Origin of the sequence: Solidesulfovibrio sp. (assembly GCF_029978005.1) — a bacterium.
In the GTDB taxonomy this organism is placed as follows: domain Bacteria; phylum Desulfobacterota; class Desulfovibrionia; order Desulfovibrionales; family Desulfovibrionaceae; genus Solidesulfovibrio.
Genome location: NZ_JARKOZ010000155.1, coordinates 15,443 through 39,079 on the forward strand (window position 1 = coordinate 15,443; position 23,637 = coordinate 39,079).

Consider the following 23,637-nt stretch of genomic DNA (forward strand, 5'->3'; position numbering starts at 1 on the left):
CGTCCGGGATCAACTCTCCGCGCGGCGCGCGTCGAGGTAGTAGGCCACGGGCACCACCATGCGCGAAAAGACCGTGGCCGCCGCCTCGCCGGCCATGAGCGAGATGGCCAGGCCCTGGAAGATGGGGTCGAACAGGATCACGAAGGCCCCGGCCACGACGCTGATGGCCGTGAGCAGCATGGGCCGGAAGCGCACCGCCCCGGCCTCCTCCACGGCGCGCGCCAGGGGCACGCCCTCGCCCCGGCGCATCTCGATGAAATCCACCAGGATGATGGAGTTGCGCACCACGATGCCCGCCCCGGCGATGAAGCCGATCATGGACGTGGCCGTAAAAAACGCCCCGGCCAGGGCATGGGCCGGGATGATGCCGACGAGCGACAGCGGGATGGGAGCCATGATGGCCAGCGGCGTGGTGTAGGAGCCGAACCAGCCCACGGTCAGGATGTAGATGAGGACCATGACCACGGCGAAGGCGATGCCCATGTCGCGGAAGACCTCGTAGGTGATCTGCCACTCGCCGTCCCATTTCAGGCTGTAGTCGGCGGTCTGGGCCGGCATGGCCGTCCAGAGCACGGGCAGGGCGGCCTTGTCCGCCGTCTGCCAGGCCCCCTTGCCCGAGGCCCCGAGCTCGGCCAGGGCATCGTTGACCCTGCCCATGGCGTAAATGGGGCTCTCCTCGCGGCCGGCCACGTCGCCGGTGACGTAGACCACGGGCAAAAGGTTCTTGTGGTAGAGCCGCGTGGGCTCCTCCTGCTCGCGGATGGTCGCGATCTGGCCGAGGGAGACCAGGCCCCCGGCCTCGCCGCGCACGCCGATGCCCTCCATGTCCCGGGCGTCGGCCCGGCGGGAAAGCGGCAGGCGCACCACGATGGGCGCGTCCTCGCGGGCGGCCTCGTCGTGCAGGAGCCCGGCCACGGTCCCGGCCACGCTCGCGGTCACGTCCCGAAGGGCCCGGTCGGGATCGACGCCGGCTGCCTGCGCCTTGTCGCGCTCCACCCGGATGACGCGCTCGGGCCGGGGATCGTCCACGTACCAGTCCACATCGACGACATCGGGCGTTTTCTTCATGATGTCGCGCACCTGCCGGGCCACGGCCAGGCGGCCGGCGTCTGTCGGGCCGTAGACCTCGGCCACCAGCGTCTGGAGCACTGGCGGCCCTGGCGGCAGTTCCACCACCTTGACGCGGGCGTCGTGGCGGGCGGCGATGGGAGCCAGCGTCTCGCGCACCTCCTTGGCGATGGGATGGCTTTGCCGGTCGCGTTCGCCCTTTTGCCGCAGGTTGACGCTCACCTCGGCTTCGTTGGCGCCGGTGCGCTGGTAGTAGTGGCGGATGAGGCCGTTGAAGGTCATGGGCCCGGCCGCGCCGGCGTAGAGCGTGGCCCCGGCCACGTCGCTGCGGGCCAGCACCGCGTCGGCCAGTTCCCGGGCCACGGCCGTGGTCTCCTCCAGCGGCGTGCCGCGCGGCATGTCCACCACCACGGAGAACTCGCTCTTGTTGTCGAAGGGCAGCATCTTGACCAGCACGGCCTTGGCCGGAAAAAGGGCGCAGGCCCCGGCGAAGAGCAGGCCCACGAAGGAAAGGAAGCCCCAGCGCCAGGCCGGGCGCTTGAGCAGCCGGTCCATGAGCCAGAGATAGGCCCGGGTGCCTACGTCGTCCGGGATCTCGCCGTGGCCGGCCTCTTTGTCCGCGGGCTCGGGCCGCAGCGTCCGCTTGGCCGTCCAGGGGGTGATGCAGAAGGCCACGGCCATGGAAAGGAGCATGGCCACGGACGCGCCGATGGGCATGGGCCGCATGTACGGCCCCATGAGCCCGCCCACATAGGCCATGGGCGCGATGGCGGCGATGACCGTGAAGGTGGCCAGCACCAGCGGCGCGCGCACCTCGCCTACGGCCGCCACGATCACCTCCGAAAGGGGCCTGCCGCGCGAGCCCGGCAGCGACAGGTGGCGCACGATGTTCTCCACGTCCACGATGGGGTCGTCGACGAGAATGCCGATGCAAAAGATCAGGGCGAAAAGCGTGACGCGGTTGAGGGTGTAGCCCGTGAGCCAGTAGGTGGCGAGCGTAACGGCCAGCGTGACCGGCACGGCCACCATGACCACGAGGCTGGCCCGAAGCCCGAGGAACAGGGCCACCACGCCGCCCACGGTGACGGCGGCCAGGATCAGGTGCATGAGCAGTTCGTCCACCTTGGCCTTGGCCGTCTCGCCGTAATCGCGGGTGACGGTCAGGTTGACGTCGGCCGGCAGCAGGTAGCCGCGCAGGGCGTGCAGGCGTGAAAGGGCTTCATTGGCGATTTTCGTGGCGTTTTCCCCGGCGCGCTTGGCCACGGACAGGGTCACGGCCGGGTAGGCCGCGCCGGGCGCGGCGTGTGTTGCCGCCACGCCCTTGCCCGGCAGGTAGAAGACGTAGTCCCCGGGCTCGTCGAAGCCGTCGCGCACGGCGGCCACGTCGGCAAGGTAGACCGGGCGGCCGTTTTTGACGGCCACCACCGCCCGGGCCAGCTCCTTTTCGTCGCGGAAGAAGTTGTCCAGGCGGATGGACACGGCCTGGCCGGACTGGAAGGCGTCGCCGATGGTCTGGCCGGCGTTTTGCTCGCCGATGGCGTCCAGCACGTCCACGGCGTCGAGTCCCTGGGCCCGCAGCCGGTCCGGGTCGGGCTCGACCATGACCGCGCGCCTGCGCCCGCCGGTGACGGTCGTCTCGGCCACGCCCGGGATGCGGCGCACCTCCTCGTTGACGGAATTGGCCATGGTGCGCAGCTGCCGCGAATCGTAGGGTCCGCCCCACAGGGCCACGGCGAGTACGGGCACGTCGTCGATGGAGTGGGGCTTGAGGATGGGCCTCGAGCAGCCGGGCGGAATCCAGTCCAGGTGCTGGTAGAGCTTGGCGTAGGCGGCCACCAGGCTTTTCTCGGCGTTTTCCCCCACCTTGAAGCGCACCACGGTCATGGCCTCGCCCGCCCCGGCCGTGGAATAGACGTACTCCACGCCCGGGGCCTCCCAGAGGATGCGTTCCATGGGCGTGACGACGCGGTTTTCCATTTCCTTGGGCGTGGCCCCGGGCATGGACACGTGCACGTCGATCATGGGCACGACGATCTGCGGTTCCTCCTCGCTGGGCGTGGCCCACACGGCCAGCACGCCCGTGAGCACGGCGGCGAGGATCAAAAGCGGCGCGAGCTTGGAGTCGACGAAGACCGCGGTGACGCGGGTCAGCCAGTCGGCGTGGTGGCCGTGGTGGGCGGGATCGGTCATTGCGCCGCTCCGGCGAGCCGGTCGCCCTCGCGCAGGGCGCCGCCCGGGGCGCAGGCCACGCGCTCGCCGGGGGACAGGCCGCTCAGGACATCGACGAAACGCTCCCGGCCCCCGCCCTCGAAGGCTTCGGAGTCGGTCAGGTAGGTCTTGCCCTCGAACGTGGCGGCGAGAAAGGTCGCCCCGGTCTTGACCACCCGGAAGCGCAGCACGCCCCCCTCGTCCGCCACCACGGCCGTGGGCAGGTCGCCCCGGCGCTCCAGGCAGGCTTCCCGCACGAGGAGCTTCTCGGCGGTGCGGGCCGGCACGAACACCCGGCCGAACATGCCGGCCCGGGGCGGGCCGAGGCTTTCCGGCACGGCCTCGGGCAGGGCGCACTTGAGCTTGAAGGTGCGGCTGGCCGGGTCCACCCGGCCGACCACGGCCGAGACGGTCACGGCGAAGGGCTCCCCGGCCAGGGACGGCACGGCGGCCAGGAGCGTCTGCCCCTGGCGCAGGCCGGAAAGGAGCGACTCGTCCACTTGCGCCGTCAGTTCGTAGCCGCCGCCCGAGCGGTCCACCAGGGCCAGGGGGGAGCCGGCCGTGACGAAGGCCCCCTGGTCCACGTAGCGCCGGGCCAGGATGCCGTCGAAGGGCGCGGCGATGCGGGTGTAGGCGCGAAGGGCGGCCAGCTCGCCGAGCTTGGCCGTGGCCGCCTTTTCCTGGGCGTCGGCGGCCTCCACCTGTCTGGCCAGGGCGTCGTATTCGGCCTTGGCCTTGTCGAAATCCTCCTGGCTCACCGCCCGCTGGGCAAGGAGCCTGCCCAGGCGCTCCATGGTGGTCCTGGCCAGGGCGGCCCGGGCGGAAAGGGCCTGGCGCTCCCGGGCGACCTGCTCGCGCGAGGCCGTCAGGCCCTGCTCCTGGCTGGTCAGGTCCCGGTCGTCGATGCGCATGATGGGCTGGCCGGCGCGCAGGGCGTCGCCCTCGCGGGCGGCGACGTCCTCCACCGTGCCTGTGAGCTTGCTGGCCAGAGTGACGCTCTGCCCGGACTCCACTTCGGCCGGAAACGAGCGGCATTCGACCACGGGACGGCGCTCCACGGTCGTTACGGGAGCCTCGACCGTACGGATTTTCGGGGCATTGGCCGGCTTTTCGCCGGAACAGGCGGCCAGGGCGACGGCAAGACACAGTGGGGCGAGGAGGTGTTTGCGCATGGTTCCAGGAGATTCCACGCCATCCCCTGTTTGTCAACGTACGCCGACGCTCACTTCGCGCGGGTTGCATGCCCATGTATATTGCAGAGGCATGCAATATGGAATGCAACCTGCAACCCCGACGAGGGAGTCCAGAGGGCGACAGCCCTCTGGACTCCGGAGGCTTTCTCCCGTGCCATCCCCCGTCAGGGGCCGGGGAAGCGCCAGGGGGCGACCGGGGCGCAGTTGACGGCTTCCACGCGCCAGACTTCCTCGGTGAGGTGCAGCACGTTGAGGCGGCAGTAGTCCTGGCCCAGGCGGAAAAGATGGCTCAGGTCGATGCCCAGGGCATGACAGAGCAGGGTGCGGTTGACGCCGCCGTGGGCCACAACCAGCACGTTGCCGTCGATGTCGGCCAGTTCGCGCAAGGCGGCCACGGCCCGGGCCTGGACGTCGCCGAAGCCCTCGCCGTCCCTGGGCCGGCAGCCGACCAGGTCGTGGCCCCGGCGTTCGTAGTCGCCGGGGAAGCGCTCCTTGACCTCTTCCACGGTGAGGCCTTCCCACTGGCCCAGGTCGATTTCGCGAAGGCGCGGTTCCGGGCGCACCGGGATGTCGCGGCCGGCCAGGACGATGGCGGCGGTCTCCAGGCAGCGGGTCAGGTCCGAGGACACGGCGGCGGCGAAGGGCACGTCGGCCAGGGGCTCGCGCCAAAGGGCCGCCTGCGTCCGGCCCTCCGCGGCGAGGGGAAAATCCGTCTGGCCGATGAACCGCCGGGGCCGCTGCTGGAAGATCGCGCCGTGGCGCATGAGGTAGACGACGCTCACCGAACCCCCTTCCGGCCCGAGACGTTCGGCCGTCAGCCATTATCACCCAACCCTTTCCCCCCATCAAGGGGGTCCGGGGGGAATTATTCCCCCCGGCGAGGTCCAGGGGCGGCGCCCCTGGCCTTGGCCGCCGCGTAGGCCTCGGCCGGGGGCGGGCCGGGGCGGAAGCCGGCGGCCTTGATGACGTCCTCGGCCCTGGCCCCCATTTGGGCCTCGACCCGGGCCAGGACGCGCAGGGCGTTGCCCCGGCGGCGGACGATGGCGGCGGCGGCCTCGGGATCGTGGGCGAACAGGTCGAGCTTCTGGCCGAAGCGGGAGGCCACGGGCACGAGCCAGCGGCCGAAGACGAACTTGTCGGCCAGGTAGACGATTTCCTTTTCGGTCAGGGGCGCGTCGTCGGCCAGCAGGCAGTCGCGGTGGGCGGCCACGATGGGCGCGGCCGCGTCGAAATCCAGGGATTCGAGCAGCGCTCCGCCGGCGGCCTCGTGGTGCTTGTTGCCCTTGGCCACGTCGTGGAGCAGGGCGGCGGATTTGACCAGGGCCACGTCGAGGCTCGCTCCGGCGGCGTTGAGCGCCTTGGCCAGGGCCTCGGCCACGGCGGCCACGCCTCGGGCGTGGGCCAGCCCCTGGGGCGGGACCTTCTCGATGGCGAGCAGGGCCTCGGCCTCGGCCGGGGTGGGGATGCCCCGGCGGGGGGCCAGGGCGCGCAGGGCGGCGTAGTCGTCCGGGGTGTCCATGTCGGCCAGGATGTTGGCGTCCGGGACGGCGACCTCCTCGAAGGGGAACGGGGCCAGGGCCTGGCGCAGGCCGCCGTTGCCCACGTGGGCCAGAAGACGCGGGACGATGGCGGCGCGCAGGCAGGGCGGATGGCCGCGTTCGCCGGAAAAGACCGGATAGACCACGTCAGGCGCGTCTTCCTCTTCCAGGCGCGAAAGCAACCGCGCCGCCGTGGCCGGCCGGAAAAGCGGCACATCCACCGGGGTGATGCACAAGGCGCGGCAGTCCCCGGGCAGGGCGGCCAGTCCCGCCTTGACCGTGGAGAACATGCCGGTCTCGTAGTCCGGGTTGTGCACGGTGCGCAGGCTCAGGCGGCGCGCCTCATCGGTCACTTCCGGGGCGCGGTGGCCGGTGACGACCAGGATGTCGCCGACGCCGGCCCGGCGGAAGGCCCCGGCCAGGCAGGCCAGGGCGCTTCGCCCGTCGGTCAGGGGCAGGAGCGGCTTGAAGCGCGCCCCCATGCGCGAGGAGAGCCCGCCGGCCAGGACCACGGCGCAGGCCCGGGGAAAGGAGCGCCGCGCGGTCATGGCCGCGCGCCGGCCCGGCAAGCGATCATCTCGGCCACGATGCTCACCGCGATCTCTTCGGGCGTCTCGGCCTCGATCTCGAGGCCGATGGGGCTTTTCACCCGGGCGATGTCGGCCTTGGTGAAGCCGGCGGCCAGCATCTTGTCGTAGATGGCGTCGCGCTTGGGGAGCGAGCCGATCATGCCGATGTAGGCGGCCGGGGTGCGCAGGGCCTCGGCCAGGGCCTCGGCGTCGTGGGCGTGGCCGCGCGTGACGATGACCAGGAAGGCGTCGGGGCCGATGGCCCGGCCGGCGAACCAGCCCGCGGCCGGGTCGATGACGGCCGTTTCGGCGGCGAAGGGGAAGCGCTCGGGGGCGGCGAATTCCGCCCGGTCGTCGAGGACCGTGACCCGGAAGCCGACCATGGCCGCGATCTGCGCCGTGGGCCGGCTGACGTGGCCGCCGCCGCAGATGAGAAGCGGCGTGGGCGAGGCTACCGGCTCCAGGAAGAAGCTGCGGCCGGCGCAGTCAAGGACCACCGGGGCCGTGACGCGCCTGCCCCGCTCCCTGGCGGCGGCGAGCGCCGCCTCGCCGGGATCGGGTCCGGCGAAGCCGCCGCCTGGCGGCAGCAGCGTGCTTCCCGGGTCGCCCGGGCCGTCCAGGGGCGTGAGCACGAGGGCCCGGCCACCCTTGGCCAGGATGTCCTCCAGGGCGGCGTACAGGGATGTGGTGGCCGCGTCGGGGTTCAGGCGCTCCAGGAAGACGCGCATGCGGCCGCCGCAGATGAGGTCCGCCCCCTTTTCGGCCTGGCCGGTCATGTCGAAGTCCATGAGGCGGGAGGCTCCCGAGTCGAGGACCTGTCTGCCGGCGGCGATGACCTGGCCCTCGGCCAGGCCGCCGCCCACCGTGCCGGCGATGGCGTCGCCCTCGAAGACGAGCATCTTGGAGCCGGCGGTGCGCGGCGTGGAGCCTTCGCTTGTCACGATGGTGGCCGCGACCGCGGGCCGTCCCTGGGCCAAGGTGGAATTGATGGCGCGAATGAGTTCGATCATGGGCGATTGGCCGCTCCCTTGGCTGGATTGACGAGTTTCGGGCCGTGCTCGCCGCGCACGATGCGGCCGAGGATGGGGCCCAGGCGGCGAAGCCCGCTGCCGCAGGGGCAGGGGCCGGGAAGCCAGCGCGCGGCGTCGCCGGTACGGTAGCGCACGAAGGGCATGCCGCGCGCGGTCAGCGTCGTGAAGACCACCTCGCCCGCCTGGCCGTCCGGCAGGGGGGAACCCGTGGCCATGTCCACGACCTCGAAAAAGAGTTCCGTTTCGCGCAGATGGTAGCCGGCGAAGGCCTCGCATTCCACCCCGCCGCCGTAGCCCATCTCCGTGGCCCCGTAGTGGTCGAAGACCACGGCCCCGAACCGGTCGGCCAGGAGCTCCTTCCAGCCCTCGGGCAGGGCCTCGGCCGAGAGCAGGACGTTTCGCAGGGTATCCCTGGCGGCGGCGCACACGGCCGCGTCGTCCAGGGCTCGCCTGATCTGGGAGGGCGCGGCCACCAGCACGTCGGGCCGGTGCGTTTCGAGGTCCCGGCGCAGGTTTCCCGGGTCGCCCGTGGGGTCGCCGAGCAGGCCCCGGGCGGACAGGCGCGGCAGCGTCCGGCACAGCAGGTCGCCGATGCTGTCCGGCCGCTCCCCGGGCATGAGGATGAGCACCGTGTCGCCGGGCTCGACCAGCGTGGCGATGCCGACATGGAAAAAGCGGCGGATGTCCTCCACGTCGGCGGCGGTGAAGGCCACGCGCTTGGGCGCGCCGGTGGTGCCGGAGGTGGAAAGCGTCACCATCCGGGCCACGTCGTCCTGGGACACGGCCAGGAACCGGGCGTGGCCCCCGGTCAGGTCGGCCGGGGTTGTGAAGGGCAGGGCCTGGAACTCGGCCAGGCTGCGCGGGAAATCCGCCGGCAGCGCGCCCAGGCGTTCGCGGTAGAAAGGGGCCCTGGCCGCGTGGCGCACGGCCCGGCCGAGGGCGGGGAGCCGCCAGCGGGCGAGCGCCTCGGGATCGGGGGCCGCGCCCGGCCGGCCGAGGCCGGCGGCGACGAGGGCGTCCACCGGGCTTGGTCTCACGGCTGCCTCCCCCGATGGAGCGTGCGGCCGTCCGCGGCCGTGAGGTTGTAGAGGCAAAAGGGGACCAGCCGGTTGTCGGGCGTGGCCACGTGGATGCAGCAGCCGCGCACGCGCTCGAGGTCGAGCGTCCAGGCGTCCTGGAAGGCCATGGCCGAGATGGTGAGCCGCTTGGAGGTGGCGGCGTCGGCCAGGAAGCGGTCGAAGTCGTCGGCCGGGCCGGAGCTTTCCGGCGGAAAGGTCGGCGCGGCCCATTGCCGGGCCACGAAGCTCTTGGCCCGGCGCGCCCCCTCGTCGGCGGCGATGGGGGCAGGGGAACAGCAGGTCTTGCCCGTGGCGGCGGCCGGCGAAAGCCCGTCCTCGCCTGTCAGCAGATAGGGCTGGGAAAAGGAGCACAGGGAATGCTCGCAGCCCGGGGGATGGAAGTGCCCGGCCCGGATCATGCCGCCGGTTTGTTCCTCCAGGCCGCGCATGAGGTCGGGCAGGGTCACGCGCGCGCCGTCCCCGGACTGCCAGGGAAAGCGGCCGAAGGAGCTCACGGGCTGGAAATGCACGCCGCGCACGCCCGGGGCCTTGGCCCGGGCCAGGCGCACGAGGTCGCCGAGCTGGCCGTCGTTGACCCCCGGGGCCACGGTCGGCACGAGCACCACGCCGATGCCGGTTGCCACGCAGGCGTCGATGGCCTTGAGCTTTTTGTCCAGAAGCGGCGCGCCGCGAAGCGTCCGGCAGGCGTCGTCGTCGCCGTCGAACTGCAAAAAGACCGAGGCCAGGCCGGCGTCGGCCAGGCGCGCGGCCAGGGTCGGGTCGTCGGCCAGGCGCAGGCCGTTGGTGTTCACCTGCACGAAGGAAAACCCGGCCCGGCGGCAGGCGGCCACCACCTCGGGCAGGTCGTCGCGCACGGTGGGCTCGCCGCCGGAAAGCTGCACGTTGACCGGCCCGACCACCTCGAAAATGCTGGTGAAACGCGCCGCGAGCTCGTCGAGGGAGGGGTCCGGGCCGGGTTCCTCGCCAGCGGCGGCGAAGCAGACCGGGCAGCGCAGGTTGCACCGGCCGGTGACCTCGAAAAGGGCGGTGCAGGTGCGCTGGCCGTGTTCCGGGCACAGGCCGCAATCGTGGGGGCAGCCCAGGCGCGATTCGGTCAGGCGCGGCGGCGGCTCGCCCGGGGCCTTTGGCCGGTTCCAGCCGGAAAGCCCGGGAGGGCCGTGCCAGAACCGGACACGGAACTCCCCGTGCTCCGGGCAGGTCTTGACGACGTAGCCGTCCGGGCCGTCGCACTCGCGCCGGGCGGCCACCCGGCGCAGGCACACCGGGCAAAGGCTCGTGGTCGGAAAGGAACCGGTGGGCGCGGTCATGTCATTCCCGGGGCAGCGACGGATCGATGCCGGCCTCGGTCAGAATGGTGAGTATTTGCGTCCAGGCCTCGGCCAGCAGGCCGCCGCAGCGGGTCATGTCCGGCTTGCCGTCGCCCATCACGGCCTGGCAGGTGATGTCGCCGAAATCCGGCACCACCCGGTCGCGGAACCAGTCCACGAACTCGGTGACGAAGAGGTCGGCCCGCTCATGGGGCATCTCCTCCTCCCGGCCCCGGCCGACGTACAGGCCGAGCACCAGGCAGCCGCCGGTGAGGATGCCGCAGGTGAGTCCCGAGGCGCCCATGCCGTGGCACACGCCCGACGTGGCGCGCACCAGCTCCCAGTTCTCGACGCCCTGGGCGCGCAGGGCCAGCAGCATGAGGATCTGGCTGCAACAGTAGTTCTTGGCCGCAAGGGGCATGATTTCGAGCATGACGGGATTCATGAAGTCTCCTTGGCGGCCACGAGCAGACAATAGCCCAGGCGCGGACGCGGTCCGCCGGCGCATGCCGGATCGCGGCCCGTGATCATGGCGACGACGCTTTTGGCCGAGCCCAGGGCGAAGGTCAGGCGACAGGCCAGTTCGGTCAGAAGCCGGGTGTGGTCCTCGAAGAAAAGGGGTTTGAAGCCGGCATGGGCGATTTGGCCCATCAGGACCTCGCGGGGGACGGCCCCGGCGATGCAGCCGGCCGCGCCGTCGCCCGGCGGTCCGCCGGCGCGCAGGTAGAGGTCGGAAAGGGCGAGCAGTCCGCCCGGGCGCAGCACGCGGGCGATCTCGGACAGACTCGCCGGCGCATCGCCCGTGGCCGAGAGCACGCATTCGCAAAAGACGCCGTCCAGGCAGCCGTCGCGAAGGGGAAGAGCCTGGGCGCGGCCCCGCAGCGCCGGACCGTGGGCGGCGGCCTGGGCCGAAAACGCCTCGGAGGCGTCGAGGCCCAGGGCGAAAAGCCCTTCCCTCGCCAGGCGGCCGAGCGTCAGACCCGGGCCGCAGCCGAGGTCCAACACCCTGTCCGCGGGCGAAAACCGGCAGGCCGCCAGAGCCTTCTCGGTCAGGGCCAGCCCGCCGGGCCGCAAGGCATCGCCGGCCACGCGCCGGAAATCCTCGCGTTCGTAGGGCGCGGCGGCCAGGGCCACTACTTGTCCTCCAGCAGCTGCTCCACTTCCAGCATTTTGCCCATGGCGACGTACTCGGGCAAAAGCGCCATGTTGCACCTGGGGCAGGTGAGCACCTGGATGGTGAAGCCGCCTTCGAGATAAGTGACCGAGGCGTCCCGAGGCTCCAGGGGATCCCCGCAGGAGCAGCAGATCCAGTCGCCGGATTGGGGCAGATAAACCAGTGATTCAGCCATCGGTGTGTCTCCGTGCCTCCGGTCGCCGGAGGCCTCTTCCTCTTATTTCCCCACGCCGACAACGGTCATGCGGTGGCTGTAGGCGGTGAACACCCTGGCCGTGCCGCCTTCCATCACGTACTCCACCCAGTAGGTCACGCGATGCGGCGTGAAGCTGGCCAGAAAATGTCCGGTCTCGCGGTCGAGGAACTTGCGCCCGGTGCCTTCGGCATGGGCCAGGGTGCGTTTGACGTCGTCGTCGAGGATGTGGCGCGCTTCCATGACGGCGCGCACCTCGGGGCTGACCACGAAGTCCGGGCCGGCCGGGGCCTTGGCGTCCACCTGTTCGTTCCAGACCGTGGCGAGCAGTTCCCGGCGCAGTCGCGCCCGGGTCTCGTGACGCATGGAGAAGCCGGGATCGGGCCGCGCGGCCGCATCGGCGCCGTCCTTGCCCGGGAAGAGCAGGTCGAGCAGGTGGTAGGCTCGTTTGCCCACGTGGGCCAGCCGGTCGCGGCACATGGCGCAGGTGGCCAGAAAATCCCTGTCCGAGGCGGCGGCGCGGCGCGTGGTGATGGCCTTGGCCAGTTCCGGATGGGCGTTGCCGACCAGGCCGCCGAAGCCGCAGCATTCGGTATAGCGGCCGGAAAGGGGCAGTTCCTCGAAGGGGACGCCGCGTTTTTTCAGGATCGCGCGCACGGCGGCCTGGGTCTGCGCGTCGTGGCGCGAGGTGCAGGAGTCGTGCACGGCGACGGGCGCGGCCGGGACGCAGCCGGCCGCCTCCGGCAGGCCGGTTTCTTCGTTCATGACCTGCCACAGGGACACGGCCGGGATGTCCGGCGCGGCTTGGCGGAACACGGCCAGGCAGGAGGCGCAGGCGGTGATCAGGCGCGGCTTGCCCCGGGCTTCCCACTGGGTCTTGAACGCGGCCACGACTTCTTCGAAGAGCGCCTGCCGGCCGGCCCACAGGGCCGGCGCGCCGCAGCAGCCGAGAGAGAGGGCCACGCCGCCGGCGAGCTTTCGCCGCAGGAAGGCATAGGCCTCAGGGATGCGGCTGTCGGGTTCGCCGCCGAGCTGGCAGCCGGGGAAAAAGAGGTGGGTGCAGCTGTCCTTGCCAGGTTCGTCGCGCATCAGGGCGAAGTCCGGGCCGTTGGAAAAGGCCATGTCCTCCAGGGCGAATTCGTGGGCCGAAGGCGGCATCTTGCCGCGTGTGACCATGTCGCGGCGCGAATCCAGGCAGAGCTGGGCCATGGAGAAATCTTCGGGGCAGACCTCGGTGCACAGCCCGCACAGCGTGCACGAGTCGATCATGCGATTCAGGTAGTGGTTGCCGAGGACGATGGAGAGGTTGTTGTAGATCTGACGGGCGTAGAGCTTGGGATAGCCTTTGTAGTGCTTGAGGAATTCGCAGACCTTGACGCATTCCATGCAGTCGCACTGGAGGCAGCGGGCGGCCTCGGCCTTGGCGGCGTCCGGGGCGAATCCGGCGAGGTGGTCGGCCGGTTCGGTGCGGGGCACGGCGGGCACGTCTTTCAGGCTGGTGAATATCCGGGTCTTGGTGACGCCTTCCTTTTCCCGGCTGGTGGTCAGGCTGGCGCCGGCGGTGAGGCGGTCGATGGTCATGGCGGCCCGGCGTCCTTCGGCGACCAGGGAGATGATGGACCGGGAGCCGTCAGGCTGGGGCCAGCCGCCGCAAAAGATGTTCGGCTTGGGGCCCTGCAGGGTGACGGCGTCGACATCGGCCCGGGAAAGGCCGCAGAGGTCGCGGCCGGCGCATTCGACGTAGACGGCGTCGCACGCGGCGGCGAGGGTGTCGAGCAGCGCTGCGTCCACGGTCTGGCCGGTCTTGATGGCGACGCCCATGCGGCCGAGCATGTCGATTCCCTCGGCCAAGGCCTCGGGCGGCAGGACGTCGGGGGAAATGTCGTTGAGTTTGCCGCCGGGCTTGTCGCCGGCGACGTAGAGGGTTACGGCGAAGCCCTTTTTGGCCAGATCCCAGGCCAAGGTCAGGGAACTCATGTCGCCGCCGAGGGCGGCCACGGTCTTGCCCTTGGACGGCATGAGCATGGGCTTGCCGCCGGATGGCGAAGCCATGACGCAGCTGCGCTCGAGATCACCGACGGCCAGGGCGCCGCCGGCGTTTTGCCGGATGCAGGCGAGTTCGCAGGGGTGGTCGCAGATACGTCCGAGGACGCCAGGCAAGGGCATGGTGCGGTCGAGTATCTTGCGGGCGCCGGCGACGTCCCCGGCGGCCATTTTGCCCATGAAGGCGCGCACGTCCACGGAGATGGGGCAGGCGGCCTGGCAAGTGGGCTGTTCTTCCTCGATGCACCGGTACTCGATGTCTCGCAGTTCCTGCTGATTCATGGATGCCTTCCGGTGGGCAACAACGGGACGGGCGCGACGCGCCCGTCCCGTTGTTGCTTTTTAGCGGAGTGTAAAGCCCCGAAGGTTACTTGCCAAGCTCCTTGATGGCGGCCAGCACCTTCTCGGGATAGGCCGGGAGGTGACGGACGAAGGCGCCGCCGGTGGCATTGGCGATGGCGTTGATGATGGCCGGGTGCGGACCGCACAGCGGCACTTCGCCGACGCCCGAACCGCCGAACGGGCCGTGTTCACGCGGCGAATCGACGTAGATCAGCTCCATGACGTCCGGGATGTCCTTGATGTAGGGCACGCCGGCGCCGGCCAGGGAGGAGTGCTTCTTGATGTCCTCGAAGTCCTCGGTCAGGGCCAGGCCGATGCCCTGGGCCAGGCCGCCCCAGTTCTGGCCGTCGACGGTCTGGCGGTTGGTCAGGGTGCCGATGTCTTCCACCATGGTCATCTTGTCGACCTGGGTCTTGCCGGTGGTGGTGTCCACGGTGACTTCGGCCATGAACAGGCCGTACATGTAGTTGGCGAACGGGTTGCCCTGGCCGGTGTTCGGGTCGCAATCGGTGGCCGGCTGGGTCCAGGTGCCGTTGTACTTGGTCTTGAGGCCGCCCTTGACCATCTCGTCATAGGTGCGGAACGAGCCGTCGGGCTTGCGCATGGCGTCGACGAGCTGCGTGCAGCCGTTGATGATGGCGTTGCCGACCAGGACGTTGGAGCGGGAACCGCCGGCCGGGCCGGAGTTCGGGCACTTGCTGGTGTCGTTGAGGAAGATCTTCAGCTTGGAGGCCGGGATGCCCAGGGGTTTGAGGGCCTCGTGGGCGATGCACAGGGTGCTGAGGTCGGAACCCTGGCCATGGTCCTGCCAGGTGTTGAAGATCGTGATGGTGCCGTCGGGATTGAGCTCGACGTCGGCGCCGGCGGAGTCCGCGCCGTCAAGGCCCGAGCCGTAGATGCCGAAGGCCACGCCCACGCCCTTCTTGAGGGTGTCGGTGGAGTGCCGCTTGGCGTTGGCCATGGCTTGCTTGTACTTGGGCCGGAGGATGTCGATCATCTCGGGATACATGAAGGAATCAGGCACCTGCCCGGTCGGGGTGGTGTCGCCCGGACGGTAGCAGTTGACGTAACGCAGTTCCAGCGGATCCCAGCCGCCCTTGAGGGCCAGCTCGTCCATGAGCACTTCGGAGGGGAACATGATCTCCGGCGAACCGTAGCCGCGGAAGGCCGAACCCCAACCGTGGTTGGTGGCTACGCAGTAGCCGACGGCGCGCATGTTCGGGATGCCGTAACCGGCCATGAAGTACTGGGCGCCGCGCAGGGTCAGCAGATCGCCGAACTCGGAGTAGGGACCGTGGTCGACGATCCACTCGTGCTGGGTGCCTTTGATCTTGCCGGTCTTCTTGTCGGCGGCGACCTTGCCGGTGGTCCAGAACGGGGAGCGTTTGCCGGTGTAGTACTGCTGCTGCGCATAGTTGTAGTGCAGGTGGCAGGGGCGGCCGGTGGCCATGGTGGCGGCGCCGACGAGGGCTTCCATGGTCGGGCTGAACTTGTAGCCGAAGGTGCCGCCGGTGGGCAGCTGGATCAGGGCGATCTTGTCCGGCTCGACGCCCAGGCCCGGGGCGATCATGTACAGGTGCAGGTACAGGCCGATGGACTTGGAGTAGATGCGCAGGATGCCGTCCTCGTCGTACATGGCGTAGCCGACGTCGGGCTCGATGGGCAGGTGCGGCTGGCGCTGGGTGTAGTAGCTGCCTTCGGCCACCACGCAGTCGGAGCTGCTGAAGAACGGGCTGGGATCGTCGCCCTTCTCCAGGCCCTGCTTGTAGTAGGCGTTGGGGGTGCCGGGGTGGATCTCGATGGCGTCCTCGGCCATGGCCGCCGGGGCGCTCATGTAGGCCGGCAGGACTTCCAGGTCGACCTTGACCTTTTCGGCGGCGGCGCGGGCGTTCTTTTCGTTGTCGGCCGCGACCAGGGCGATGGCGTCGCCGTACTGGAACACCTTGGTGTCGCAAAGGATGGGACGATCCCAGCCGTCACCCTTGTTGGTGGGGAAGGTGATCAGGCCCGTGATGCGGTTCTTGCCCTTGACGTCCTTGGCGGTGATGACGCTGTGCACGCCCGGCATCTTGAGGGCTTCGGAGTAGTCGATGCCCTTGATGTTGGCGTGGGACACCCGCGCCTCGACGATGGCCAGGTGCAGGGTGTCGGAGGGCAGCTGGAGCTTCTGGTCGTCGCCGAAGGCCCACTGGCCGGTGACCTTGGCCACGCCGGAGGGACGCGGCGCACGGGAATTGAAGATGTTGCCGTCGGCCGGGAAGTTGTGGTTGATGTCCAGGGTCATTTCGCCGCGCAGCACCTTGGCGGCGTCCATGACGGAGTCGACCAGCGGGATGTAGCCGGTGCAACGGCACACGTTCTTGTGCTTCTGGAACCAATCGCGCACCTGCTCGCGGGTGGGCTTGGGATTTTCGTCCAGCAGGCCCTTGGCGGACATGATGAAGCCCGGGGTGCAGAAACCGCATTGGGCCGCGCCGTTGACCACCCAGGCCACCTGCAGCGGGTGCAGGTTCTTGGGGTTGCCCAAGCCTTCGATCGTGGTGATGTTGGCGTGATTTTCGATGCGACGGACCTTGGTGATGCAGGCGCGAACGACCTTGCCGTCGAGGATGACGGAGCAGGCGCCGCACTGGCCCTTGCCGCAACCGACCTTGGTGCCGACCAGATGCATTTGTTCGCGCAGCACTTCGGACAGGAAGGCATCGGGATCGACGATGAGCTTGCGCTCAATACCGTTCACGACCCAGATTTTTTCCAATTTTTTTGCAATTTCCATGCTTTTCTCCGTGCTCTGGTTAGAGGATTACCGTTTTCGCCGACGCGGGACGCGGTTTCGGGTCGTGGCCCAGCGCGCCTCCTGCAATCGCCCTCGCGCGGATGTACCTCAGACAACGGCCATCGGCCGCGGTACGCCTAATTCTTGCCGAACCCGCACAGCGGGTAACGGCACTCCGGACACATGGCGCACAACCCGCCATGGCCCAGGGACACGATGTCGGACCGGGTCAGCTTTTCGCCGGCCACGAGCCGCGGCACCGTCAGGTCGAAGATGCTGGCCTTGTGGTACATGACGCAGCCGGGCAGCCCGACCACGGGCACGTCGCCGATGTAGGCCAGCATGAACATGGCTCCCGGGAAGGTCGGCGAGCCGTAGGTGACCACCTCGCCGCCGGCGGCCCGTATGGACGAGGGGGAGAGGTCGTCGGGGTCCACGGACATGCCGCCCGTGACCGCGATCATCTCCGCGCCCTCGGCCAGGAGCTGGCGGATGGCCCGCACGGTCATGTCCCGGTCGTCGGGCACGATGACCTGGCGGAAGACCGCGCAGCCCAGGTCGTCGAACTTGCGGCGCAGCACCGGGCCGAACTTGTCCTCGATGCGGCCGTGGTAGACCTCGCCGCCCGTGGTCACCACGCCCACGCGCAGCGGCCGAAACGGCATCACCGTGACCACCGGGCCGGTTTCGGCCGTGACCGCCTCCACCGCCTCCAGGCGCTGCCCGGCCACCACCAGGGGCACCACCCGGGTGCCGGCCAGCATCTGGCCCGGGGAGACCACCGCGTCGCCGTGGATGGTGGCGATGGTCACCTCTTCGATGGAGTTGAGCCGGAAAAGCGCCTCGACGTTGATCTTGAGCAGCCCGCGCCGGTCGGCCAGCAGGTTGATGCGGCCCTCGCAGGGCTGGGTGAGCGTCGTGCCCGGTCCGGCCACGGCCTGGGCGATGCGCGCGGCCGCGTCGTCCTCGTGCACCAGACCCTCGGCCAGGTCCCAGACGTAGATGTGCTCCTTGCCCAGGCGCAGCAGCGCGGGGATGTCTTCGGGGGCGATGACGTGGCCCTTGCGGAAGGCCGGCCCCTTGCCCTCGCCCGGCACGATGCGGGTGATGTCGTGGCAAAGGACCATGCCCTGGGCCTGTTCGACGGGAACGCTGCGCATGGACTACTCCTTCCTTGTCAACTCGGCGGCCCGGCCGGAAGCGCACGCACTAGAGTCACGATTATTTTGAAAGCGTGATCGCAGATCGACGCTCCCGCCGTGCGTCTGGACCAAGGTCCTGTGTCTTTCCTGAACGGGCAAGACCAAGACTGACGAATGATGTGTTAAGTCTAACATAGTTTTGCTGCGTTCCGCGAACCATGGCGATCCCGAATCTTGCGGGAGGCTTGGCCGTGAATGGGCGAAACTGCTGGTTTGCCGGGTCGCTTCTGGCATATGGTACATGGAAACAGCAAGAAGCAGGCCAAGGCTTCGGGCCGGGAAAACCCGCCAATGGCGGTGATCGGGGACAACTATCACGCTGGAAGGTCTGCCAGTGTGACACGCTGACAGTTCCGGAAGTTGCCCAGGAGGGGGGGCAGTTGATTTAACATGCTGATAATTTTTATGAATCAAGCGTAAAGTAATTTTGATCCACCGGGGCCTGGAAAATGGGTCAAAAGGCGACAACGTCTACGCAAAGTCGATGGCTGATTCTGCAATGCTAATGTAAACATAGAAAAAAGCACTGCAATAGCTATGTTATATAGAACATATGCTGTCGCCTTTTGGGTCGAAAGCTCGCCTGGCCGGCCGCCTTCCGGGACGGAAAGGGCCGCGCGGCTGGGCAGGGAAGGCGGACGGTGAAGGCAGGTGGAGCGGCGGCGCGGACCGCGCCGCCGGGTGACGGCCCCGCTGCGCAGACCGTTGCCGGGTCGGGACAGGGGACGGCGGCGCGACGCCTAGAACAGGCTGTACTGGCGGATCTTGCGGTAAAGGGTCTTGCGGCAGATGCCGAGCGCCTCGGCGGCGAGCGACCGGTTGTTGTCGTAGAAGTTGAGCACTTTCGCGATGTGCTCCTTCTCCTTGGCCTCCAGCGTCAGGATCTCCTCCTCGGCCCGGGCCGGTTCCAGAAACTCGCGGGGCAGGGCGTGTTCGGTGATGAGGTTGTTTTCCGAGAGGATGATGGAGCGCTCCATGACGTTTCGCAGCTCCCGCACGTTGCCCGGCCAGTCGTAGCCCGTGAGGCACTTCATGGCCCGGTCGGAAATGCGGTAGGGGGCCTGGCCGGCGGTCAGGCGCGACAGGAAGAACTCCACCAGGAGCGGAATGTCCTCCCGACGCTCGCGAAGGGCCGGCATCTCGATGTTGAAGACGTTGATGCGGTGGAAAAGCGCCTCGTGGAAGCGCCCCTCGGCCACTTCCTTGACCAGTTCGCGATTGGTGGCGAAAAGCAGCCGGATGTCCGCCCGGCGCTCCTCTTTCTCGCCCACCCGACGGTAGGTCTTGTTCTCGAGCACGCGAAGGAGCGCCGCCTGCACCTCGATGGGCAACTCGCCGATCTCGTCGAGGAAAAGCGTGCCCTTGTTGGCGAAGGCCATGAAGCCGTCGCTGTTCTCCACGGCGCCGGTGAACGATCCGCGCAAATGGCCGAAGAGCTCGCTTCTCGCCAGTTCCTTTTGCAGCGTCGCGCAGTTCTTGATGAAGAAAGGCTTGTCCGCGCGCTTGGACAGCGACTGGATGAGGTGGGCCGCCACCTCCTTGCCCGCGCCGGATTCGCCGGTGATGAGCACCGGCACCTCGGTGGGGGCCACCTTTTCGATGAGGTAGCGCACCTGCTTGATGGCCGGGGAGTTGCCGATGAGCTTGACCGGCGGGGTCTGGCCCTGGAAGTGGCGCAGCCGCCGGTTCTCCCGGCGCAGGAAGGTGCGCTGGTAGGCCCGCTCGATGAGAAGCTCCAGCTCGGCCAGGTTGAACGGCTTGGTCACGTAGTCGAAGGCCCCGAGCTTCATGGCCTCCACGGCCGTGTCGATGGCCCCGTGGCCGGTGACCAGGATCGTCTCCAGGTCCTCCTGCTTGGTGCGCAGCTCCACCATGAACTCGATGCCGTTGACGTCGGGCAGGCGGATGTCGAGCACCGCCACCTCGTATTCGTTTTTCGCGAAGAGTTCCCGGGCCTCGCGGGCGCAGGAGGCCACGTGGATGGTGCGGGCGGGCGTGGTGAGCTCCTTGAGCAGGAGCTTGCCGATGGAGGGTTCGTCGTCGACGACGAGGACGCAATAGGGATTATTCACGGGTGTCGCCGCTGTCCAGGGGGAGTTTCACGGTGAAATGCGTGCCGAGGCCCACTTCGCTGGCCACCTCGATGACGCCGTGGTGTTCGCGCACGATGCTGTAGCAGGCGGCCAGGCCGATGCCGATGCCTTTGCCCACGGGCTTGGTCGTGAAGAAGGGGTTGAAGAGCTTGTCCATGTTCTCGGGCGGGATGCCGCAGCCGGTGTCCTCCACGGAAAGGTTGACCGTGTTGTCGTTTTCCGGGTGGGTGGTGATGGTGATCTCGCCCTCGCCGTGGATGGCGTCCATGGAGTTGACGAGGATGTTGAGCAGCACCTGCTTGAGCTGGGCCTCGTCGCCCGGCACCGTGGGCAGGCCGGCGAAGAGGTTGACCGTGAGGGAAAGCCCCTGCTTGCCGCGCTCTTCCAGGTGGGAGCGCAGGATGCTCAGGGTGTCGGTGACCACTTCGTTTAAGCACACCGGCGAGAAGGCCAGGGTATGGGGCCTGGAGAAGGACAGCATGGAGCGCACGATGTCGCGGCAGCGCCGGCACTCCATGAGGATGGTCTCGGTGTACTCCGACACGTCGGTGAAAAGGGCGTCGTCCACGGCGGAGCGGATCACGGGCAGGCGGCGGCGGATGCCCTCGGCCAGGCCGTAGACCGCCGTGAGGGGGTTGTTGATTTCGTGGGCCACGCCCGCGGCCAGCATGCCGATGGTGGCCATCTTCTCGGCCTGGTAGTACTTGGCCTGGTATTCCTGCTCCATGGTCACGTCGCGCTTGAAGATGAGGATGCGCGACTCGGGGCTGTCGGGGTTGTGGATGGGCGAGGCCACCATTTCGAACTGGCGCGTGAGCCCCCCGATCTTGAAGACGCCCATGCAGCGGCACACGGCGTTGGACTTGAACGACCGGTGGGCCGGGCATTCCGGGCAGGGCCGCTCGGCGTCGCGGAAGAGCTTGTAGCAGTGCTGTCCCTCGGGGCGCGGCACGTTGAAGAGCTCGTGAAAGACGTGGTTGACCGAGATGATGCGCAAATCCTTGGTAAGCACCATCATGATGTCGGTGATGCCGTCGAGGATGGCCGCGATCTCCTGGCGGCGCAGCTCCGATTCCTCGTGGGCCTCGCGCAGCTCCTGCACCTTCTGGCGCAGCTCCTGGTAGAAGCCGAGCTTGCTGTGCTCGATGCCGATGAGGTCCTCGAGGGTCGTCGGATGCGGCGGGGCCTCGGGAGGAATCTCGGGCCCGGACAGGGGATAGGGGCAGGAACGCAGCCGTGAGGGCATCATGAAGGATTCCCGGCCCTCCCGGGCCACGTCCAGGGGCAGGCGGCGGAAGGGCATGGCGCGCAGGGCCGCCGCGCCGAGGCTGACGCCGCGCACGCCCTTTCCGGATGCGCCTCGCTCCGGGTGCTCCTTGCTGTCCTGGGCTGCCATGATCCCGTCCATGCGCGCGCCGCGGTCAGGACAGGAGCAGGCAGGCCGGCTCCTCGCCTCGGGCCTCGGGACGCCTGACCACGAGCCTGTCCGGTCCGACCGGCTCTATGGCGGCAACATAGCCGAGATCCAGGAAATCCTGCAAGGCGGCGATGGCCCGCAGCCTGAAGGCCGGCATGGGCTGGCGGGTGAGCCCGGACAGGCGGCGCAGGGCGGCCATGTCCAGGCGCAGTGTGGACGGACCATGGGAAAGGAGTGCCGCCAGCCAGCGGGGGAAGGGCGCGGCGCCGAGCGGCGCGCGGGCGGCCAGCAGCCGTTCCACCACGGCGGCGGCGCGCAGGCCGGCCATGAGGCGGGGGTTCACGTCCAGGGCGCAGATGCCGGCTTCGCGGTCGCACAGCAGGGTGTGCAGCAGCCTGACCTGCATGCGCACGCAGCCGGCCCCTTCCTCGATCTCGATGCGGGCCCCGGCCAGCCGCCACAGCGACCGTTCCAGCCGCCTGGCGTCGAAGCGCCGGCCCTTGGGCCGGATGAGCCGCGTGAGGTCGCGCAGCCGGAACCGGGCCGCGCCCGAGCGGCCGGATTCGCGGAAAGCCAGCAGCAGACAGCCGAGAAAGGCGTCCAGGTCGTCCTGGTCCAGGCGCTCGCCGCAGTAGCGCACGTCCGCGCCGTCCCAGCAGGCGGCCAGGGGCGCGCCGTCGCAGCGGGTGCGGGGTCCGGGATTGCGGGCGGCGAAGAGGTCCGAGGCCAGGAGCAGGCCGGCCAGGCGGTCGGAAAAGCCCTGTTCCAGGGCGTCGGCCGGGCCCGGGCGCGCCTCGGCGTCGAAAGGGTTGGCCAGGGGCATGGCGTCGAAAGCGATTTCGTCGTGATACATGGTGCTCCCCCTTGCCTGCGGCCGCCCGCGCCGGACGCGGACGGGCGAAAATATGGCGGCGGGCCGGCCGCGGGGGACGGCCCGTCGCGAGAGCCGTTACGCCTGGCGTTTGAGGGTGGCCAGCATGCCGCGAAGCTGCCGCAGGTGGCCGCGTTCCTCGTCCAGGCACTGTTTCACGATGCTGCCTTCGGCCGCCGGCAGGAGATCCATCATCTCGCGGAAGTAGAGGATGGTGTCCTTCTCGAACCGGCTGGCCAGCTCGATGGCCGCGACGGCGTCGGCCGCGTCGGCCAGGTCCTTTTCCGGCGCGCCCCCGCAGAAAAGGGCGTGGGAATCGAGCAGGGCCTGGACGTAGTCCATGTATTCCTCTTCGTCGCTGCCGGCCGGGATCTCGATCTTGGCGATCCGCCCGGCCATGGCCTCGAAGATGGCCTGGTGGCGGGCCTCCTCGCCGGCGAAGAACTCCAGGAAGCGCTTGACGTCCGGGTTGGTCGCGGCGGCCGCCGCCTTGCTGTAGACGTTGCGGCCGCGCCGTTCGATCTCCACGGCCGTGCCCACGATATCGCTGGCGCTGAAAAAGCGTGCCATGTACGTCTCCTTGAAAGTTAGGATGCCTCCGGCGGCCGGGGGGGATCATCCCCCCCGGACCCCCCGGACGGGGCGGTGACGATGGCTTCTGTCACTCGCGTCGCCTGCGTCGCATCCGCCGTTTACAGTTCGTTGGGCAGGGCCTTGAGCTGGGCGTAGGTGTACACCGGGCCGTCCACGCAGACGTAGCTCGAGCCGATGTTGCAGCGCCCGCAGATGCCGATGCCGCACTTCATGCGTTTTTCCAGCGTGGTCACGATCTGGTCGTCCTCGAAGCCGAGCTTCTTGAGGGCCTCCAGGGTGAACTTGATCATGATGGGCGGGCCGCAGGTCACGGCCACGGTGTTCTCGGGCTTGGGCGCGAGCTCCAGCAGCACGTTGGGAATGAGGCCCACCTTGTGCGCCCAGCCGTCGGCCTCGCGGTCGATCGTGAGCGTGGTGTTCACGTCGGCTCGCGAGGTCCACTCCGGCAACTCGGCCGAGAAGGCCATGTCCGCCGGGGAGCGCGCGCCGTAGAGCAGCGTGATGTCGCCGTAGTCGGCCCGGTTGTCGAGCATGTAGAGGAACAGCGTGCGCAGCGGGGCCATGCCGATGCCGCCGCCGACGAACACGATGTTCTTGCCCTTCATGGCCTCGTACGGGAAGCAGTTGCCGAGCGGGGCGCGCACGCCCACCTTGTCCCCGGCGTTCAGGCCGTGGAGCATGGTGGTCACCTCGCCGGCCCGCATGACCGAGAACTGGAGGTAGTCCATGCGGGTGGGGGGCGAATTGATGACGAAGGTGGATTCGCCGATGCCCGGGGCGGACAGCTGGCCGACCTGGCCGGGCTCGAACTTGAAGGCGGCCATCTTGGCCTCGTCGTCGAAGCGCACCCGGAAGGTCTTGATGTTGTGGGTCTCCTGGACCGTCTCCAGGATGGTGGCCACTTCCGGCAGATAGGGATTGAACGGATCGGTCATGGTC

The 23,637-nt window shown here is 69.0% G+C and carries 18 protein-coding genes; all 18 read right to left on the minus strand.

All coding sequences use genetic code 11. The features are described 5' to 3' along the window. Positions 1-9: 9 nt before the first annotated feature. Positions 10-3,258, minus strand: coding sequence for an efflux RND transporter permease subunit (locus tag Q1K70_RS17635; RefSeq protein ID WP_300162394.1), 3,249 nt, complete (start codon positions 3,256-3,258; stop codon positions 10-12). Next, positions 3,255-4,448: an efflux RND transporter periplasmic adaptor subunit gene (locus Q1K70_RS17640; protein WP_300162397.1), complete on the minus strand. Its 1,194-nt coding sequence runs from the start codon at positions 4,446-4,448 to the stop codon at positions 3,255-3,257. The genes Q1K70_RS17635 and Q1K70_RS17640 overlap by 4 nt, the downstream gene beginning before the upstream one ends. A 185-nt stretch (positions 4,449-4,633) precedes the next feature. Further along, positions 4,634-5,251, minus strand: a complete 618-nt coding sequence (locus tag Q1K70_RS17645; RefSeq protein ID WP_300162400.1) for a histidine phosphatase family protein — start codon at positions 5,249-5,251, stop codon at positions 4,634-4,636. Positions 5,252-5,334: 83 nt separating this feature from the next. Further along, a complete protein-coding gene (locus Q1K70_RS17650; RefSeq protein ID WP_300162404.1) occupies positions 5,335-6,555 on the minus strand; it encodes a DVU_1551 family NTP transferase in 1,221 nt (406 codons plus the stop codon). Beyond that, positions 6,552-7,586 (minus strand): XdhC family aldehyde oxidoreductase maturation factor, encoded by a 1,035-nt coding sequence (locus Q1K70_RS17655; RefSeq protein ID WP_300162408.1) that lies wholly within the window; start codon positions 7,584-7,586, stop codon positions 6,552-6,554. The genes Q1K70_RS17650 and Q1K70_RS17655 overlap by 4 nt, the downstream gene beginning before the upstream one ends. Then, positions 7,583-8,644: a DVU_1553 family AMP-dependent CoA ligase gene (locus Q1K70_RS17660; RefSeq protein WP_300162411.1), complete on the minus strand. Its 1,062-nt coding sequence runs from the start codon at positions 8,642-8,644 to the stop codon at positions 7,583-7,585. The genes Q1K70_RS17655 and Q1K70_RS17660 overlap by 4 nt, the downstream gene beginning before the upstream one ends. Then, the gene (trsS, locus tag Q1K70_RS17665) at positions 8,641-9,993 is read right to left on the minus strand and encodes a radical SAM (seleno)protein TrsS (RefSeq protein WP_300162414.1); all 1,353 of its coding nucleotides are present in this window, start codon (positions 9,991-9,993) and stop codon (positions 8,641-8,643) included. The genes Q1K70_RS17660 and trsS overlap by 4 nt, the downstream gene beginning before the upstream one ends. 1 nt (position 9,994) lies before the next feature. Further along, positions 9,995-10,438, minus strand: a complete 444-nt coding sequence (locus Q1K70_RS17670; protein ID WP_300162417.1) for a DVU_1555 family C-GCAxxG-C-C protein — start codon at positions 10,436-10,438, stop codon at positions 9,995-9,997. Further along, positions 10,435-11,127 carry a DVU_1556 family methyltransferase gene (gene trsM / locus Q1K70_RS17675; RefSeq protein WP_300162420.1) on the minus strand — a complete coding sequence of 231 codons (693 nt, stop codon included), beginning with the start codon at positions 11,125-11,127 and terminating at the stop codon, positions 10,435-10,437. The genes Q1K70_RS17670 and trsM overlap by 4 nt, the downstream gene beginning before the upstream one ends. Continuing rightward, entirely contained in the window at positions 11,127-11,342 is a 216-nt protein-coding gene (locus tag Q1K70_RS17680) for a DVU_1557 family redox protein (RefSeq protein WP_300162423.1), read from the minus strand. The genes trsM and Q1K70_RS17680 overlap by 1 nt, the downstream gene beginning before the upstream one ends. A gap of 42 nt (positions 11,343-11,384) precedes the next feature. Next, positions 11,385-13,685, minus strand: coding sequence for a pyridine nucleotide-disulfide oxidoreductase/dicluster-binding protein (locus Q1K70_RS17685; protein ID WP_300162426.1), 2,301 nt, complete (start codon positions 13,683-13,685; stop codon positions 11,385-11,387). 85 nt (positions 13,686-13,770) lie between these two features. Next, the gene (locus tag Q1K70_RS17690) at positions 13,771-16,521 is read right to left on the minus strand and encodes a molybdopterin-dependent aldehyde oxidoreductase (RefSeq protein WP_300162429.1); all 2,751 of its coding nucleotides are present in this window, start codon (positions 16,519-16,521) and stop codon (positions 13,771-13,773) included. Positions 16,522-16,658: 137 nt separating this feature from the next. After that, positions 16,659-17,681: a molybdopterin-binding protein gene (locus Q1K70_RS17695; RefSeq protein WP_300162432.1), complete on the minus strand. Its 1,023-nt coding sequence runs from the start codon at positions 17,679-17,681 to the stop codon at positions 16,659-16,661. 782 nt (positions 17,682-18,463) lie between these two features. Then, a complete protein-coding gene (locus tag Q1K70_RS17700; RefSeq protein WP_300162435.1) occupies positions 18,464-19,795 on the minus strand; it encodes a sigma-54 dependent transcriptional regulator in 1,332 nt (443 codons plus the stop codon). Then, positions 19,788-21,119, minus strand: a complete 1,332-nt coding sequence (locus Q1K70_RS17705; protein ID WP_300162509.1) for an ATP-binding protein — start codon at positions 21,117-21,119, stop codon at positions 19,788-19,790. The genes Q1K70_RS17700 and Q1K70_RS17705 overlap by 8 nt, the downstream gene beginning before the upstream one ends. Positions 21,120-21,237: 118 nt before the next feature. Beyond that, positions 21,238-22,086, minus strand: a complete 849-nt coding sequence (locus Q1K70_RS17710) for a hypothetical protein (protein WP_300162438.1) — start codon at positions 22,084-22,086, stop codon at positions 21,238-21,240. 96 nt (positions 22,087-22,182) lie between these two features. Next, entirely contained in the window at positions 22,183-22,674 is a 492-nt protein-coding gene (locus Q1K70_RS17715; protein ID WP_300162441.1) for a ferritin family protein, read from the minus strand. 122 nt (positions 22,675-22,796) lie between these two features. Further along, the gene (locus tag Q1K70_RS17720) at positions 22,797-23,633 is read right to left on the minus strand and encodes an FAD/NAD(P)-binding protein (RefSeq protein WP_300162443.1); all 837 of its coding nucleotides are present in this window, start codon (positions 23,631-23,633) and stop codon (positions 22,797-22,799) included. Positions 23,634-23,637: the final 4 nt, after the last annotated feature.